General features: G+C 60.2%; 19 protein-coding genes and 1 riboswitch. Of the genes, 10 read left to right on the plus strand and 9 right to left on the minus strand.

Annotation, left to right across the window (positions count from 1 at the left end; all coding sequences use genetic code 11):
* Positions 1–86: 86 nt before the first annotated feature.
* The 3 genes from V1T76_RS02810 to V1T76_RS02820 all read left to right on the plus strand — a co-directional run bounded on the left by V1T76_RS02810 (position 87) and on the right by V1T76_RS02820 (position 1,927).
* The gene (locus V1T76_RS02810) at positions 87–878 is read left to right on the plus strand and encodes an isocitrate lyase/PEP mutase family protein (RefSeq protein ID WP_330559089.1); all 792 of its coding nucleotides are present in this window, start codon (positions 87–89) and stop codon (positions 876–878) included.
* Positions 879–946: 68 nt separating this feature from the next.
* On the plus strand, positions 947–1,621 hold the full coding sequence (locus V1T76_RS02815) for a YceI family protein (protein WP_330559090.1): 675 nt from the start codon (positions 947–949) through the stop codon (positions 1,619–1,621).
* Between the two features lie 102 nt (positions 1,622–1,723).
* Positions 1,724–1,927, plus strand: a complete 204-nt coding sequence (locus V1T76_RS02820; protein ID WP_330559091.1) for a hypothetical protein — start codon at positions 1,724–1,726, stop codon at positions 1,925–1,927.
* Between the two features lie 23 nt (positions 1,928–1,950).
* On the opposite strand, the gene V1T76_RS02825 is transcribed toward V1T76_RS02820, so the two are convergent.
* On the minus strand, positions 1,951–2,649 hold the full coding sequence (locus V1T76_RS02825) for a glutathione S-transferase N-terminal domain-containing protein (protein ID WP_330559092.1): 699 nt from the start codon (positions 2,647–2,649) through the stop codon (positions 1,951–1,953).
* A gap of 198 nt (positions 2,650–2,847) precedes the next feature.
* Here V1T76_RS02825 and V1T76_RS02830 point away from each other — a divergent pair, with 198 nt between their 5' ends.
* From V1T76_RS02830 to V1T76_RS02845, 4 genes are all read left to right on the plus strand, one after another.
* The gene (locus V1T76_RS02830) at positions 2,848–3,060 is read left to right on the plus strand and encodes a SlyX family protein (protein ID WP_023002075.1); all 213 of its coding nucleotides are present in this window, start codon (positions 2,848–2,850) and stop codon (positions 3,058–3,060) included.
* Positions 3,061–3,205: 145 nt separating this feature from the next.
* A complete protein-coding gene (locus tag V1T76_RS02835) occupies positions 3,206–4,219 on the plus strand; it encodes an efflux RND transporter periplasmic adaptor subunit (protein WP_330559093.1) in 1,014 nt (337 codons plus the stop codon).
* Entirely contained in the window at positions 4,216–5,454 is a 1,239-nt protein-coding gene (locus V1T76_RS02840) for an ABC transporter permease (protein ID WP_330559412.1), read from the plus strand. Before V1T76_RS02835 ends, V1T76_RS02840 begins: the two co-directional genes overlap by 4 nt.
* Positions 5,451–6,188 carry an ABC transporter ATP-binding protein gene (locus V1T76_RS02845; protein ID WP_330559094.1) on the plus strand — a complete coding sequence of 246 codons (738 nt, stop codon included), beginning with the start codon at positions 5,451–5,453 and terminating at the stop codon, positions 6,186–6,188. Before V1T76_RS02840 ends, V1T76_RS02845 begins: the two co-directional genes overlap by 4 nt.
* Positions 6,189–6,203: 15 nt before the next feature.
* On the opposite strand, the gene V1T76_RS02850 is transcribed toward V1T76_RS02845, so the two are convergent.
* Positions 6,204–6,905: a YoaK family protein gene (locus V1T76_RS02850; protein WP_330559095.1), complete on the minus strand. Its 702-nt coding sequence runs from the start codon at positions 6,903–6,905 to the stop codon at positions 6,204–6,206.
* Between the two features lie 84 nt (positions 6,906–6,989).
* Positions 6,990–7,113: riboswitch (SAM-I-IV-variant riboswitch) on the plus strand.
* Between the two features lie 41 nt (positions 7,114–7,154).
* Between V1T76_RS02850 and V1T76_RS02855 the strand changes: the two genes are divergently transcribed.
* Positions 7,155–7,454: a hypothetical protein gene (locus V1T76_RS02855; RefSeq protein ID WP_330559096.1), complete on the plus strand. Its 300-nt coding sequence runs from the start codon at positions 7,155–7,157 to the stop codon at positions 7,452–7,454.
* Positions 7,455–7,670: 216 nt separating this feature from the next.
* On the opposite strand, the gene V1T76_RS02860 is transcribed toward V1T76_RS02855, so the two are convergent.
* The 3 genes from V1T76_RS02860 to V1T76_RS02870 all read right to left on the minus strand — a co-directional run bounded on the left by V1T76_RS02860 (position 7,671) and on the right by V1T76_RS02870 (position 8,997).
* Positions 7,671–8,015: an acyl-CoA thioesterase gene (locus V1T76_RS02860; RefSeq protein WP_050789403.1), complete on the minus strand. Its 345-nt coding sequence runs from the start codon at positions 8,013–8,015 to the stop codon at positions 7,671–7,673.
* Positions 8,016–8,281: 266 nt separating this feature from the next.
* Positions 8,282–8,503, minus strand: a complete 222-nt coding sequence (locus tag V1T76_RS02865) for a hypothetical protein (RefSeq protein ID WP_330559097.1) — start codon at positions 8,501–8,503, stop codon at positions 8,282–8,284.
* On the minus strand, positions 8,494–8,997 hold the full coding sequence (locus V1T76_RS02870) for a group III truncated hemoglobin (protein ID WP_330559098.1): 504 nt from the start codon (positions 8,995–8,997) through the stop codon (positions 8,494–8,496). Before V1T76_RS02870 ends, V1T76_RS02865 begins: the two co-directional genes overlap by 10 nt.
* Before the next feature lie 97 nt (positions 8,998–9,094).
* Here V1T76_RS02870 and V1T76_RS02875 point away from each other — a divergent pair, with 97 nt between their 5' ends.
* A complete protein-coding gene (locus V1T76_RS02875) occupies positions 9,095–9,526 on the plus strand; it encodes an RrF2 family transcriptional regulator (protein WP_330559099.1) in 432 nt (143 codons plus the stop codon).
* Positions 9,527–9,652: 126 nt separating this feature from the next.
* Here the strand turns inward: V1T76_RS02875 and V1T76_RS02880 are convergent, their stop codons facing one another.
* The 4 genes from V1T76_RS02880 to V1T76_RS02895 form a co-directional block, all read right to left on the minus strand.
* Positions 9,653–10,249, minus strand: a complete 597-nt coding sequence (locus tag V1T76_RS02880) for a Crp/Fnr family transcriptional regulator (RefSeq protein WP_330559100.1) — start codon at positions 10,247–10,249, stop codon at positions 9,653–9,655.
* Positions 10,250–10,607: 358 nt separating this feature from the next.
* Positions 10,608–11,405 carry a ChbG/HpnK family deacetylase gene (locus V1T76_RS02885; protein WP_330559101.1) on the minus strand — a complete coding sequence of 266 codons (798 nt, stop codon included), beginning with the start codon at positions 11,403–11,405 and terminating at the stop codon, positions 10,608–10,610.
* A 108-nt stretch (positions 11,406–11,513) separates the two neighbouring features.
* Complete coding sequence (locus V1T76_RS02890; protein WP_330559102.1) at positions 11,514–13,013, minus strand: ArnT family glycosyltransferase; 1,500 nt, start codon at positions 13,011–13,013, stop codon at positions 11,514–11,516.
* A gap of 9 nt (positions 13,014–13,022) precedes the next feature.
* Entirely contained in the window at positions 13,023–14,198 is a 1,176-nt protein-coding gene (locus V1T76_RS02895) for a glycosyltransferase family 2 protein (protein ID WP_442970074.1), read from the minus strand.
* Between the two features lie 546 nt (positions 14,199–14,744).
* Between V1T76_RS02895 and hisS the strand changes: the two genes are divergently transcribed.
* Positions 14,745–16,211, plus strand: a complete 1,467-nt coding sequence (gene hisS / locus V1T76_RS02900; RefSeq protein ID WP_330559103.1) for a histidine--tRNA ligase — start codon at positions 14,745–14,747, stop codon at positions 16,209–16,211.
* Position 16,212 lies beyond the last annotated feature (1 nt).

Consider the following 16,212-nt stretch of genomic DNA (forward strand, 5'->3'; position numbering starts at 1 on the left):
TCAACTCTCGCAAGCGCTTGCTCTTCCTGCTACCGTCGTGTTTTCATATCGGCATCAGAAAGCCCCACTCTTCGCAAGTCCTTCAAATGTCCATACCAGCCGATGTCTTTCGAGAACTGCACGAGACCGGGTGCTTTATCGTGCCCAACCCGTGGGATGTCGTTTCTGCCAGGCTGTTGGCACACTGCGGCTTCAAAGCTCTGGCGAGCACGTCCTCTGGCTATGCCTTCACGACCGGTCGGCGCGACAGTTCCCGACAAATTTCAAGGCAGGAAGCGATCGAACACGCGGCGGAACTATCCGAAGCGACCGGTCTTCCTGTCACGCTGGACGGCGAAGACTGTTTTGCAGATACACCGGAAGGTGTGGCCGAGACCGTCGCACTTGCCGCCAGCGCCGGGCTTGCCGGCATCTCGATAGAGGACCGGGACACTTCAATTCCCGGTCGGATAAGGCCTTTCTCTGAAGCTCTCGAGCGGGTTCAGGCCGCAGTTGGGGAAGCGCGGAAAACCGGGATCGTCCTGACGGCTCGCGCCGATGGTCTTGGCAAGGGGGCCTATGATCTCGATGAAGTTCTTCGGCGTTTGTCCGCCTTTGCAGAAGCTGGTGCGGACGTCGTCTATGCCCCGGGCTTGCCTGATCTTGAAGCCGTACGGACGGTGTGTGCGTCAGTACCGGTTCCGGTGAACCATGTCATCGGACAGGGCGCGACGGGCCTTTCCCGTGATCAGCTTGCCGATGCAGGCGTGCGCCGGATCAGCCTAGGCGGTTCATTTACCCGTGCCGCCCTTGGCGCGATCAATACTCTGGGTCAAACCATCGCCGCGGGAGATTTTACCAGCCTTGATCGGGCACCTTCCTGGTCAAGGATTCGGTAGGATCGGCCCCGGAACTCAACCAGTAACTCATCGGCGTTCCAGTCAAAAAGAGCGACAGAGGATCCACCATGCCGCGGTCACCAGAACGCCGACTTCTCTCCGCGTTTTGCGTTGGCGCTGCGATGCTTCTGTCATCGCTTGCTGCGCATGCGGAGAGCCCCGCAGCGGACCTGCCAGCGGGCAGCTACAAGCTCGACAAATACCATTCCACGCTCGTTTTCAGGGCAGATCACCTCGGGTTTTCATTCTACAGCGCGTCCTTTGCCGATTTCGATGCCACCCTGCAAATAGATCCGGCCGACCCGGCGAAAGCCAGCGTGAACGTCGACATCAGCACCGCGTCTTTGCACCTTACCGCGCCCCCACAAGACGGGTTTCGTAACATGCTGCTCGGGCCGGACTGGTTGAATGCGGGAGACCACCCGACGATCACCTATCGTTCGACCGGCATAGAACTGACAGGCGCTGACACCGCCGTTGTCTCAGGGGATCTGACGTTCAGGGGGAAGACCAGGCCGGTCGAGCTCAACGTGCGTTTCAACGGCGGTTATACGGGACTGGCCGTTTATGATCCCCAGGCGCGGATCGGGTTTTCGGCAACCGGTACGCTGAGGCGGTCGGATTTCGGCATGTCCTACGGGCTGCCGCCTGAAGGCAGCAACCTTGGCGTGGGCGATGAGGACGAGTTCGTTATCGAAGCTGAGTTCAACGGCCCGCCGCTGAAAGATGCTGATACGCGGTAGCCGCTACGGAATACGCGCCTGCTCCGCGACCGTCGGCACTGGTTTCGGAACCTAAGCTCTCTCCGCCCGTTTTCCTCATTAATGGAAACACGGGAGACACTGATGGCTCAGGAAGAAAGACAGGCAGCTTCAGATCGTATTGAGAATGTTGACGCGCTCAACAGGACGATCGCTCAGGATGCTCAGACTGACCAGGAGCTTGAATCCCAGGTACCACCACGCTCCAAATACGGCACCATCTGGCGCGTCGCAGCGGTGATCGTTCTGCTCCTGGCACTGCTCACCTCGGTTGTCTTTCTGGCCTGATGGGTGAAACCCGGCCCCTGGCGTCAGGAAGGAATGTCGACTGCCTTCCGGCTCGCAGGGCGGCTCATGCAAGCGTCTACCCAGCGAACGACATTCTCAAAGGATGCGAAGTCCGTCACCTCGCCGGCCTCGTAAAATCCATTGATGTTGCGCGCCCAGGGCCAGCAGGCCATGTCGGCAATCGTGTATTCGCTCCCGATAATGAACTCACGCCCCTCAAGCTGCCGGTTAAGGACGCCGAGCAGTCGTTTGGTTTCATCGCGGTAGCGTTCGAACGGGCGGCGGTCCTCGTACTCACGGCCGGCAAACTTGTGAAAGAAGCCGAGCTGTCCCGCCATAGGTCCAAGCCCGCCCATCTGCCACATCAGCCATTGAAGCGTTTCAGCGCGCCTTGCCGGATCCGGCGGCAGGAACTTGCCGGACTTTTCTGCCAGATAAACCAGGATCGCTCCGGATTCCCATAATGGAAGCGGCTTGCCGCCAGGGCCGAGCGGATCGATGATCGCGGGGATCTTGTTGTTCGGATTGAGCGACAGAAACTCCGGGCTCAACTGATCTTGGCTGCCGAAATCGACCAGATGCGGTTCATACGGCAGGCCCGTCTCTTCCAGCATGGCCGACACCTTGATGCCGTTGGGCGTTGGCAATGAATAGAGCTGAATGCGGTCAGCATGTTTTGCCGGCCATTTGCGGGAGATCTCGAAGTCGTTCAGGTCAGTCACATAGCCCTCTTGAGTCATTTTCAGGTGCCAGCCCCTGTCTGGAGTACGCCTCGATATAGGGCAGCTCCAACCGTTTAAAACAAGCAGTCAACTGATGATGACAGTTGGTGTTTTGCCGTTACCGCAATATACCTGCCTCGACAGACACCGGGCGCGCGACAGAAGACCGGTTGCCCCAAGAAGACGCAGGAGACGCCCATGGCGGACGACAAGGAAGCCCGGATCGAGAAGCTTGAAATCGATCTTGCCCATGCGCTCAATACCATCGACGAACTCAACACCGTCGTTTTCGATCAGGGACGCCAACTCGACCGGCTGAACCGGCTCGTCACCAATATGACGGATCAGGTCACCGAACTGATGGAAAACGTTTTGCCCGGTCATCAGATCGAAAAACCGCCACATTACTGATCCCTTCGCGGCCCTTTCCGTGACCGGAAGTTTGACGTCCCCTCCATCCGTCAAGCCTTGCAGCGCGCGCACCCTCATTTGATTCAGGCCATGGCATCGCCTGTCCTAGACGTTATTGTGTCGGCAGGTCCGGCAAGGGTGTGCCATGCGCTTTTTGAAACTATTGATATTTCTGCTGCTGATTGCGGCGGCTGCCACCGGTACGATCTGGTGGCTCAAGAAACCGCCTGAAGTCCAGACGGTGATGCCGACGACAGGACGGGCGGCGGAAGTGGTCTATGCCACCGCCGTTGTGGAGCCGGTGCGGTGGGCGAAGGTCACAAGCATCATTCGCGAGCGCATCGTTTCGCTGTGCGGCTGCGAGGGCGAGCAGGTCAAGAAAGGCGACCAACTGGCGGAGCTCGACAGCGGCGATGCCCGTGCGACGCTCGCGGAACTGGAGGCACGTCAGGAGCTGGCGCAGTCCGACAAGGAACGTGCCCTGCAACTGCTCGAGCGGCGGGTCGTCAGCCAGCAGGTTTACGACAAGGCCCAGAACGAGCTGATCCGTATCAACGCCACCACTGCGGCCCAGAAGGAGCGGCTGCGCGACTATGTCATCGTAGCCCCCATGGACGGCATGGTGCTCAGGGCGGACGGGTCGGTGGGGGAAGTTGCCGAGCCAGGCGAAATCCTGTTCTGGATCGGACAGCCCTCTCCCCTTCAACTGGTGGCGGAAGTCAACGAGGAAGACATTCCCAAGGTGGCCAAGGGCCACAAGGCGCTGATCCGCGCGGACGCCTTTCCGGACAAGAAACTGACGGCCGAAGTTGCCAGCATCACGCCAAAGGGCGACCCTGTGCTGAAGAACTACCGCGTCTATCTCGATCTGCCGGAAGACACACCGCTGCGCATCGGCATGACTGCCGAAATCAACATCGTTACCTCCGAAAAGGAGGACGCCATGCTGCTGCCTGCCGCGGCTTTCGACGGTTCAAAACTGCTGACGCTGGATGATGACAACAAGGTCGTTCCGCTGGAGGTCGAAACCGGGATAACAGGCACACGCGCCACGGAAGTGCTGCAAGGCCTCAGCGCAAACACACGAGTCGTCTTTCCCTACAACCCGGATCTTGCGGAAGGACAGAAGGTCAGACCGGTGTCCGGAGACGCAAGATAATGCTTCTCCTGCGCATCGCCTCCACCCACATTCGCAACCGCTTGCGCCAAACCATCGTCTCGACGCTGGGTGTTGCGCTCGGCGTCGGGTTTTCGGTGGCGATGGCCAGCCTCATGGAGGGGTCTCAACGGGATTTCACGGCAACGCTGATCGATGCCATTCCCCATGTGGAGATCCTTGACGAGCAGCGCGCACCGGCGGAACAGCCGGCCAGCGCCGTCTACGACGCCGTCACCTATCATGGCCTCAGACCGAAGGAAGACCTTCGCGGCATCCGCAACCCGACCGAAGCGCTTGCCTCGTTGCGCGACTGGGTGAACGGCTCGATGGCGCAGCGTCTGAGCGGCCAGGCGGTGTTGCGCTATGCCGGTCAGGATATCGGTATGACGCTGGTCGGCGTGGAGCCAAAGCGCGAACTGACCGTTTCCAAGATCGGCGAGGATATGCGCCAGGGCGCTTTCGAAGATCTGGACACGACATCCAACGGCCTCGTAATCGGTGACAAGGCCGCAGAAAGGCTGGGGGCGGAGCTGGGCGATACCGTGACCCTGACTTCTGCAAACAGTGTCGCCAAGCGCTTCAAGATCGTCGGTCTGTTTCACAGCGGCATCACCACCAGCGACGAAGGCCTTGCTTATGCGCCACTGAAGGCGGTGCAGATCCTTCTGGAAAAGTCCGATGTCATCAATTCGATTGCCATCCATCTCAATGCCATCGGCGAAGCCAATGAGGTTGCCGCACGGGCTGAGCGACAGCTCGGCTACAAGGCGGTCTCCTGGGAGGAGGCCAACGAGGGGCTGATGGAGGCCTTCTTTGTGCGCAACGTGATCATGTATACGGTCGTCGGGGCCATTCTGGTCGTTGCCGGCTTCGGCATCTTCAACATCGTTTCGACGATCGTGCACGAAAAGGCGCGCGACATCGCGATCCTGAAATCGCTCGGATTTCCGGAGGGCGACATTCAGCAGATCTTCGTGCTTGAGGGACTGGTGATCGGGATCCTGGGAGCGCTCGCAGGCTCGGCGCTCGGGTTCGGCCTGTCGAGTTATCTTGCGTCGGTCAAATTCGAGTTCACCCAGGACGTGGAGATGACCCACCTGCCGATCTATTTCTCCACCCTCCACTACATCATTGCCTGCCTGCTGGCGCTGTTTTCCTCCGGGATTGCCGGATATATTCCAGCCCGGAAAGCGGCCCGGCTCAATCCTGTCGACATCATCCGCGGGGCAACATGACCCCTGCCCGTGATCCTTCCCCTGACCAACAAACGGCCCCGGGCCGTGTCCTGCTGGAGGCCAGCAACCTCACCCGCATCCTGCCGGCCATCGTGCCGGTGACGCTGGTGCAGGATGTCAGCTTTCAGGTGGGGGACGCGGAATTTGTGGCAATAACCGGCCCGTCCGGGTCCGGCAAATCCTCGCTATTGTATCTGCTTGGCCTTCTGGACCGGCCAACTTCAGGCGAAGTCCGGATAGACGGCCTTCCCACCCATGCGCTGACGTCCGCCGAAATGGCGCATCTCCGCCTGGAAAAGCTCGGTTTCGTTTTCCAGTTTCACTTTCTGCTGCCCGAGTTTACCGCACTGGAAAACGTGATGATCCCGATGCAGCGGCTCGGCAAACGCAGCCCCAGGGCGCAGCTCGACCATGCGACCCAGCTTCTGGCGGCACTTGGTTTGGGTGACTTTCTGCACCGCCGTCCGGAACAGCTTTCCGGGGGCCAGCGCCAGCGGGTGGCCGTTGCCCGTGCGCTTGCCAATTCGCCCGCGCTGATCCTGGCGGACGAACCGACCGGAAGTCTCGACAGCGTGTCGACCGAGCAGGTGTTTGAAAGCCTTCAAGACATCGTGAAGAGCGAACGGACCACCGTCGTCGCCGTCACCCACGATCTTGAGCTCGCCGACCGGATGGACCGGCGGATCCATCTGGTTGATGGCCGCGTCGATTACGACAGGCTCCGCCAGGAGTGAGGCGGGATATCGGGGTCAGGCAGCCTGCAACTCGTGTGCGGGCTGAACCACCGCAAGCAGCATCAGCAGGGCTACCGGTATCGCAAGCGCCCAGAAGCCGAGGATCGTCATCAGGAAACTGGCCAGAAGCCCCCCGGCGGCGAAGGCCGACAGCACCAGCGCCTGGTGACGGATCAGCATGCGGCTGCCAGGACGGGTTTCGGGGTGCGTGAAGTAATCGGCAATGCCGAGCACGAGCTTCAGCGTGTTGCCTGTCATGACGGTTGTGGGAACATGCCTGTTCAGCAGCGTCAGCATGATGACATTCTGCAGTGACATGGCAACGGTCGAAAAGCCGACTGCCGTCAGGGTGACGGCGGACAAAGCGCCTCCTGCAGCCGGATCGCCAAGTCCTGCGACAAGCATGAAGACAGCCACGAGGATCGCTTCAAGCGCGAACAGATGCCGGACGGCAATCCTGTTTTTCTGGACCAGCCGCGTGACGGTAGCGAACCAGAAGAGCGTTGAGGCAAAGAAGACCACGAGCACGAACACTTTCAGCGCCGCGTTGTCTGCCTGATGAAACATTTCCGTACACAAAACGACAAGCGTGCCGGTGATGAAGGCCGTGAACGTGTGAAACAGTCCAAGGATGCAGATTACATCAATGAAGCAGGCGCAAAAGGCGAGCAGAACCGGCACTATCGGCCGGCTGTGATGCAAAATGGATCGGTCCAACTACCTGCTCCCGAGCTAGTCTTTCCAGGAAGATGTGCCATGCACTGATGGTCTTGCCAAGCCGGAATGGACATGGCATAAGCCCGCCATCATCAAGAGAAGGGCTGGCGCCCTCGCCAACCTGCCGTCCGGGCAAGGTGGTTTCCGCAACAGGGATGCGGCCGGTCAGACCCTCTACCGAGGTTTTCCGGCAACGAAGCGGTTAATTTGCATGCGCCAGTCCTCCTCGGGCAACCGATGGAGGATTTATTGTCTCAGGACCCTTTTGCCGGACGAGCGGCAGATCTGATCGAGAACCATGTGTTGGCGGGCTCCCAGCTCGCCGGAACGGATGTCTGGTGCCAGGCCGCTGAAGACTGCGTGCTGGCGCGGATCAAATCCCTGCGCATTCTGGGCGGCCTGCCGCGGCACAAGGCGCCGCTCACGCCGGCAGCCCGTGCCGAGCGCCTGAAAACCCTGCTTCAACTGTGGGCAAACGGCTGCACCTGCGCTGTCGATGAAGACCTCTTTGCCGATATTCTCAACCGGCACGGCACGGTCAGGCACTGACGGGGGTGCCCCGTGTGGTGCACAACGTCTGCACTGTGCCTATTTCGTTGATACAGGTGTGCTGCAACAACTCGCCTCATCCTGGGGAAGGCCGAAAGCCTGTCTCGAAGGATGGGCCGCTTGCTCATCAGTATGCCGTCCATCCTTCGAGACAGCGCTGACGCGCTTCCTCAGGATGATGTTTTTTGAGAGCCAAGCCGGGTGAGATCGCGGCGCTCAGTCCCGCTTGGGGACTGGGCGCGGCTTGCCACCATCATCGACGGCCACCATGGTGAACACCGCTTCGGTCACCTTTTCGCGGTGGCCATAGCGATGGCGCAGGGCCCAGGATTCCAGCTTGATTTCCATGGACGAGTTGCCAACGCGGATGACTTCGGCATAAACGCACAGCACGTCGCCCACGTGGACAGGCCGGATGAATTTCATCTTGTCGACCGCGATGGTCACGACACGTCCCTCGGCGCGCTGACCGGCAGCTATACCGCCTGCCAGATCCATCTGCGACAACACCCAGCCCCCGAAAATATCTCCCGAAGCATTGGTATCGGCCGGCATTGCCATCGTGCGTAGTGTCAGATCACCTGTCGGCTTTTCGTCGTACACGCCTGAGCCCCTCTGCTGATTCCTGCAAGAAGACTAGGTCATAGACTTCAAGAATAGAAGTGGTTGAACAGGAGACTATCCGGTTGAACGAAGAAAAAGACCGGTTATCGCAGAACAAACATCAGGATCACCATGATCCAGAGCGGCATGGGGGCAGCGACCCAGATCAGCAGAATCGGCAAGCCGCGATGGAGCAGATTGGAGATATTCATTTCCGTGACCTTCTAGCTATGGGCCTGAATCTCGAGGGCTGTCATCACCGCAAGGGCGACGATGCCCGTGATGAAGGCCAGTTTCGCGCTGCCGATGAGCGTGCGCCCGGCGACATCCAGCTTCGGCAGCGGCATCGCGCGCGAATCCAGATACATGGACAGAAGCATCAGCGAAAAGACGGTGAACCAGACGAACACCAGCGCTTCCGCTACCAGGACAATCGTTACCAGCATGATCCGCTCCATTCAGAGGGTTGCGACATCAGTTCGGCAGGCGGATTGGCGCCTGGCGTGCCGAAGGTGGCCAGCCACAGGCTCTGGGCAATGCGTTCGGCAATGGCGACGATTTCGTCCGCAAGATCCGGTACGAACAGTTCGCGGATCACAGGCCGGAAGACACCGAGCCATTCGCCATAATCCGCGCTGACCAGTTCTTTCTGCTTCAGGTGAGCCGGCACGGGCTTGCCCTTGTAGGCGCCGTTCTTCATCAGCACGGACTGCCAGAAGGCTTCCATTTTCGGCAAGTGTTCTTCCCACCTGCCAGCCAGACGGCGCTCGAAGATGCCTCCCAACCGCGGATGCTGGCGGATACAGCCATAGAAGGTGTGCACCATCACGTGGATCGCCTGCTCATCGACCTGCTCATAGCGCTGGAGACGGTCGCCCTTGTCCGGCGCTTCACGTCTCTTCAGCCTGTACCTGTTGGAACTTGCGTCAGGGGCTTCCATAGCCGCCTCCATAACATTCATTTTATATGCATCTTTTAAATGACACAGCAACACGCTAAAATCAACATATAAGATGAATGTTTAAAGAGACCCAGCCATGCGCCTCAGTCAGGCCAGCGATTTCGCCTTGAGAATTCTGATGGCCACCGGCCAGTCGGATGATCCGCAAACCGTCGACAAGCTGTCGAAACAGCTTGGGCTTGCCAAATCGCATGTCATGAAAATCGTCGCCCATCTTGCCAAGGGCGGTTATCTGGAAACGACGCGGGGGCGTGGTGGCGGCATCCGGCTGGCCATGGCGCCGGACGCCATCCGGCTGGGCGACGTCGTGCGGCTGATCGAGCCGGACCTGGGTGTCGTCGCCTGTCTGAAGCCCGAGCCCACAATCTGCGCCTTTCTGCCGCGCTGTGCCCTGAAAGGCGCAATGGCGCAGGCATCAGAAGCGTTTCTCGCCAGCCTCAACACCGAAACGCTGGCGACGATCCTGGCCGGAACACAGATGGCGCTTCCGGTGGAAAAAGGCGTGTGATCTCCTCTTTCGGCAAGAGGATGCCGAGCGGCTGCCGGCAAGGCACATTTGAGGCAAACGACGGCGGGTGCGGCCTTCAACCAATTGCCTCGGCAAAATGATCCTTGGAAGGCCGCCCCTTTTGTCCTAAAGCGTCGAGGCCTTCTCAAGGAACTCCATCTGTTCCAGACAGTAGTACCCGGAAATCCGGCTGATCGTGCCGGCGCGTTTCCAGTCGTTGAGGACCCGGCTGACATTTTCACGCGCGGCGCCTGCCATGTTGGCGATATCCGCCTGGCTGAGCTTGTAGTGGATCAGCAAGCGGCCATCGTCGAGCGGCTTGCCGAAGGTCTCCGCCAGTTGCAGCAGGGTCTGCGCGACCCGTCCCGGCAAGGGCAGGAACGAGCGCGCGGCCAGTACATCATTTGCATGGCGCAGCCGCTTTCCGACAATCGACAACATGTGCCGGTAGACGGCCGGGTTTTCGTCGGCAAAGCGCTGGAAGGCGGCCTTGTCGATGAAGGCAAGCTGGGCTTCCTTCAATGCGATGACCGTGGCCGACCGCGGCCGGCCGTCGAGCAGGGCCAGTTCGCCGACAAGATCGCCCGGGCCGAGAACCGCAAGCAGTTGCTCGTCGCCCTCCACGGACAGAAGCGATACCTTGAGTGATCCCTCCAGAACCGCGTAACAACCGTTTCCGGGATCGCCATTTTCGAAGAGAATGGTGCCAGCCGATATTTTCATCGGCCTTGCAAGGCGCGACAGACCTACAGCCAATTCCGGGTCGAGCCCTTCAAGTGAAAAGCTATTTTTTAAAAAATCCTTGATTTCCGCCACACCTTCCCCCTGCCAAAAGCGCTGCTGCTCGCGAAATTACAAGATCAAACGCAATCTTGTGATGCCCATCACGTGCAATCCAGCAAAATAACCCTATATCTAAGGACATGGAAGCGGGGCCACCCCTCCCCTCTTCCGGACCTCCACGAAAAACGGCCCTGTTCCCCGCAGGGCCGTTTTTTCGTTGCAACCTTTGCCTGGTCAGGCCCGGCCAAAGCCTAATACAAAAAGCCAGGCGACCTGCTCCTTAAACAAACTATCGGCTTCAGTTCAGAAAAACGTCTTTTTTCTCCAGCGTGTGAAAGAACCGTTGACTGGACAGAACCTCATACTGGCATTCGCGTATCGCAATCTTCCGGCGCGACTCGTCCCGCCGCAGGCGATCGTCCGAGCGGCCCGGAATAGCCGCAACAAAGCTGAGATCGGCCATGCCGTCAAAGTGATTGTGCAAAAGAGCGTGCAGCGTTTCCTGGTCCTCTGTCTCCGGCAAGGGGGCGGCCCTGGGCAGAAGCTTCAGCCCATGTGCCCTTGCAAGGCGCGCCAGCCGGGCAGCCTTGAGACCTGACTGAACGGGTGAAATCAGCAACGGAGGCTCGCTATAACCGGCGTGCTCAACCGCCTTCAGGACGATCCGTGCCAGAGAGGTGCGCTCCAGAAGCCCCTCGCGTACCGCCACGAAATCCGGCTGACGTTTCATCAACACGCTGAAACGGGCAAGCTGTGCCTGGGCTTCCTCCTGCAGAATCTGGTCGGGCAGAAGACGCAGCAAGGCGCGGCGCTGAAGCTGCTCGCGCGTGAACATGCGGTCGCCGTAGATTTCCTGCATGCGGGCGCTGACGGGTGACACGCGGTCACCGCTGAAGGCCAGTGTCACGCCGAACAGGGCGCGCTTGCCGACCTTTTCGACAGTTTCCTGAAGTGGACGGAATTCGCGCGGCCATAATTCTGTGGCAACCATGGCCCCGAGTGCGCTGAGACGCCCGCGCTCCACAAGGTCACGCAACGCGCGGTCGACCCCGAAGGCAAGGCCATAGTCCAACGCTCCAAGTGTAATACGCTTCATGAAATTCCGCAGAGGGACGAGACACTGTGAATAGTAAGCCACATCCCTGCGGCATTCGGTCAAGCAAATCAAGTCGGTTGTTGAGTTGAGTCGGCAACTTGTGCCGGATCAGTTGGTCTCGACAGGCTCGAACACCGGGCCGATACGGCCATCGACCTTGTAGACGACAAGTTTTTCCAGCGGCACGTCTTTGACCATGCGTGTCAGCTCTGCGACTTCCTCAACGTTGGCGAAGGACTGCCGCAGATCGGCTTCCCGGTTCCGGCGCTGTTCGGCAACATAAAGCCCCGGGCCATCGAACAGTGACATGTCCGGTGCAGGCTGCATGACATAGCGGATGCGCTCGGTGAGCTGGAAGACCGGCAGGTCATCCTTCAGCAGAAAGTCGAGCTGGCCATTGAGGCCGTAGCTGGTGGTTACCACGAAACCGGCCCCTTCCTTTTCGGCCAAGGCCGTCAGCTCCCGCCCGATCTCAGGCCAGCCACGGAGCTGGAAGGTCGGGTCCTTGCGGGCGAAGGTACCCGTTATCGGCCAGACCGCATGCAGTTGCACCACCACCGCTACGGCAAGACCCAGAGCGACACCAGCTTGTGCCAGACGCTGCCACAGGGACCATTCGGCGGGTCTGTAGGTGACGAACACGGCCGCCATCATGGCGAAGGCCGGGAACAATGGCGCCGGCCAGTTGGCCTGCACCCGCGAGTGCAGCGAGTGATAGACCAGATAGAGCAGAAACGGCAAAACGGTCAGAAGCAGCAGAGACGCCGCGTTTTCCCGTGCCCGCAGACCCTTGAAAAGCCTGACTGCGCCTGCAAACGCCAGCACAGCGATCAGCGGGTTCAGAAGGCCGATCAGCGCGCCCACAAATTCCGGAACATATCTTGCCGTATATCCTTCGGTGCCAGCCCGGCCGAACTGCTTGTAGAAGCTGACCCAGTCGTGGGCATGGTTCCAGTAGAGCACTGGTGAAAAGCAGAGCAGCGCAAGCAGACCGCCGGCCCAGAGCTGCCAGCAGCGCCACCAGCGCCGGGCATCCGGCACCCAGACCAGCCACAGCACGATGCCCGCACCCAGAAACAGAACCGAATATTTGGCAAGCAGTCCGCAGCCGGCCATCAGTCCGACCATGAGCCACCAGTTGGCATTTTTCGATGCCGATAGCTCCGTCAACGCCCACAGACTGAGGCCCCAGAACAGCACGGAAGGTGCGTCAGGCGTCGCCAGAATGCCGCCGATGCCAACCAGAAGACTGGCGTTGAGGAACAGGACGGACCAGGCCGCAGCAGGGCGTCCGAACAGAAGTGAGGCCGTGCGCCAAAGCGCCAGGGACCCGATCACCCCGGACGCGATGACGAGCGCGCGGACGGCGAAGACCGTGTCGCCGAACAGCGCCTGGCCGATAGCGATCCACCAGCCGATCATCGGCGGGTGATCATAGTAACTCAGTGCCGGAGATAGGCCCCAGAGCCGGTAATAGGCTTCATCCTCGACAAAATGGGAGTTGGCGGCGGCAAATATCTTCAACGCCGTCAGCAGCCCGACGATCAGGATCAGCCCTGCAGGCCGCAGGTAAAAGGGCAACCGCCCGGTCTGTGCTTCAGCGGTCACGAGCGGCCTTTACGTCTTGCGCCATGTCAGGGCGGAGCTTGCCGCGTAGTTCCAGACAGCGCCCATGATCGCTCCGGCCGTTCCGGCGAACCACCAGTAGGACGGATCGGCATAGATCAGGTTGGCGACACCGACGTTCGCGAGAACACCGACCGAACAGACCGCGTAGAAGGTCAGAAGGCCGATCAGCACCCTCATGCCGGTCAGGCGCCGGTCGCGATAGGTAAGCTGATTGTTGAGAAAGAAGTTCGATGTCATGGCGACAAAGGAGGCTGCCGTCTGGGCGAGGTTGAATTCCATGTCGCTCAGCAGGAAGACGCGCAGCGCTGCCAGATGGACAAAGAGGCCGCTGGCCCCGACAAGGCCGAACATGAGGAAGCGGACCGAGACAACGTTGCCGAAATACTTGGCAAGCAGCAGACCGAAATAGTCGAGCGTCACCAGCGTATCCAGCTTGCTTTCGCCGTGCTGGCGCTCGCGGAAGGTGAACGGCAGTTCCTTGATCTTCAAGGTCCCGCCTGCGCTGGACACCAGGTCCAGCAGAATCTTGAAGCCCTGCGGCGAGAGTTTCGGGGCAAGCGCTTCGGCCTTGTCCCGGCGGATCATGAAAAACCCGCTCATCGGGTCCTTCAGGGTGACGTTCAGCAGCTTCTGCGCAAGCCCGTTGGCCAGGTTGGACCCCCAGGCGCGAAACGACGACAGGCCTTCGCCAATGGTGCCGCCATCGACCTTGCGGCTTGCGACCACCAGATCCGTGTCGTCGGCCTTCAGGGCGGCCAGCATCTTGGGCAGCATGGTCTCGTCGTGCTGAAGGTCTGCATCCATGACGGCAACAAAGGGGGCGGAAGACGCCAGAATGCCTTCGATACAGGCCCCTGAGAGTCCCCGGCGGCCGATGCGGCGGATGACCCGGACGCGGGCGTCGCTTCCGGCAATCTTGCGGGCAACCTCGGCAGTCCCGTCCGGTGAATTGTCGTCGACGACGATAGCTTCCCAGGCAATTCCGGCGAGTGCCTCGTCCAGAAGGCCGATCAGGATGGGAATGTTTGCAGCTTCGTTGAAACTCGGCAGAATGACACTGAGTTCGGCGGCCACTGGCCCCGCTCCTGTCAGTTCTGCTCCTGTCAGGGCCTCTGTCCTGCCTTCGCCGGCATTTCCGTCCTCCATGCGCACCGCACTGTCCATACTGAGCCCCGTCCGCCGCTCCCGCGCCTTCCTTTAGCGCCGGGACAGCCCTTTTCACCCGATCCGCGCGGACCATAGCCCGGCAGAGATTAAATACAAGAAAAGACAATGAAACGACTGCGCTGTCCGGTCTCTTTACCGAACCAATGTGCTTTCCCTGCCTTCGCAGGCGAAGTTCCACTGTTCCTGAAGCGCCCTTTTACCGCGAACTGTGATGCAAACAAGGCACGGGCTGCAGATTTGAAGGCGTCTCCCTTCGCTCCGCACGTCAAACCAGGTTCCGCTGCCGTGTCGGCCGGGGTGATACCGGCGTCGTGTGGCACATAATTTCCAAAGACATGCGCCCAAGCCTGAGGTGAAGCACTTCTGCTCAGAACCGGAACCGGTTGCCGCGTTTCCTGCCGACGACAAGAAAACCGGCACAATGCTGCACCGCCTTGCCCTTGCGCCGTGTTTCGTCTACGACAGCCGCAATATCAGACAGCCGGATGCAAGGGGCTTCCTTGGGCGCGTCCGGCCGGAAACTCGCCAGGATTCAAGACCTTTATGGCCAAAAAACCGAACAAGCTGAAAGCCCGCCTGCCGCGCGGCTTCGTTGACCGCTCTGCCGAGGACATCCGCGCCACCGACGAGATGCTGGCGAAGATCCGCGCTGTCTATGAGCGGTACGGGTTCGACCCCGTCGAAACCCCGGCCTTTGAATATACCGACTGCCTCGGCAAGTTCCTGCCCGATACCGACCGGCCGAATGCCGGCGTCTTTTCCGTGCAGGACGAAGACGAGCAGTGGATGAGTCTGCGCTACGACCTGACCGCACCGCTGGCACGACACGTTTCGGAAAACATCAACGAAATCCAGTTGCCCTATCGGACCTACCGGGCAGGCTGGGTGTTCCGCAACGAAAAGCCCGGCCCGGGCCGTTTCCGCCAGTTCATGCAGTTCGACGCCGACACCGTCGGCGCGCCTGGCGTCCAGGCGGATGCCGAAATGTGCATGATGATGTCCGACACAATGGAAGCCCTCGGCATCCCCCGCGGGCAATATGTGATCCGCGTCAACAACCGCAAGGTTCTGGACGGTGTGCTGGAAAGCATCGGCCTTGGCGGTGAAGAGCACGAAGAGCGCCGGCTGACAGTTCTCAGAGCCATCGACAAGCTCGACAAGTTTGGAACGGACGGCGTGCGCCTACTGCTCGGCGAAGGACGCAAGGACGAGAGCGGCGACTTTACCAAGGGTGCGGAACTCGCCCCGGAAGGCATCGACAGCATCATCGCCTTTGTGTCGGGAACCGGCACGCTGGACAATGAAGGCATCACCGAGCTCAACACCATGGCGGAGATCTTCTCGGCCTGTGGTTATGGTGAGGATCGGATCAAGATCGATCAGTCCGTCGTGCGCGGCCTGGAATATTACACCGGCACGGTGTTCGAGGCTGAGCTGCTGTTCGACGTGACCAACGAGAAGGGCGACGTCGTGCAGTTCGGTTCCGTCGGAGGCGGCGGCCGTTACGATGGCCTGGTCAAGCGCTTTACCGGGCGCGACGTTCCCGCGACGGGCTTTTCCATCGGCGTTTCGCGCTTGATGACGGCGCTGAAGAACCTCGGGAAACTCGGAACGTCCGACGTGGTCGCGCCGGTGCTGGTCACCGTGATGGACGGCGATGTCACCGCGCTCGGTCGCTACCAGAAGATGGTACAGGACCTGCGCGAAGCCGGTATCCGCGCCGAAATGTATCAGGGCAACTGGAAGAAGTTCGGCAACCAGCTGAAATATGCAGACCGGCGCAACTGCCCGATTGCCATCATCCAGGGCTCTGACGAACGGGAAGCCGGCGAAATCCAGGTCAAGGACCTGATCGAAGGCAAGCGGCTTTCCGAAGAGATTACCGACAACATTACCTGGCGTGAAAGCCGCCCGGCGCAGGTGACCGTCAAGGAGACGGACCTCATCGCGACCGTGCGCGGTATCCTGGACGGACAGGCGGAAGACCGCCAGCGCCAGAACGAGGGCTGAA

Origin of the sequence: Roseibium sp. FZY0029, from assembly GCF_036350355.1 — a bacterium.
Lineage (GTDB): Bacteria > Pseudomonadota > Alphaproteobacteria > Rhizobiales > Stappiaceae > Roseibium.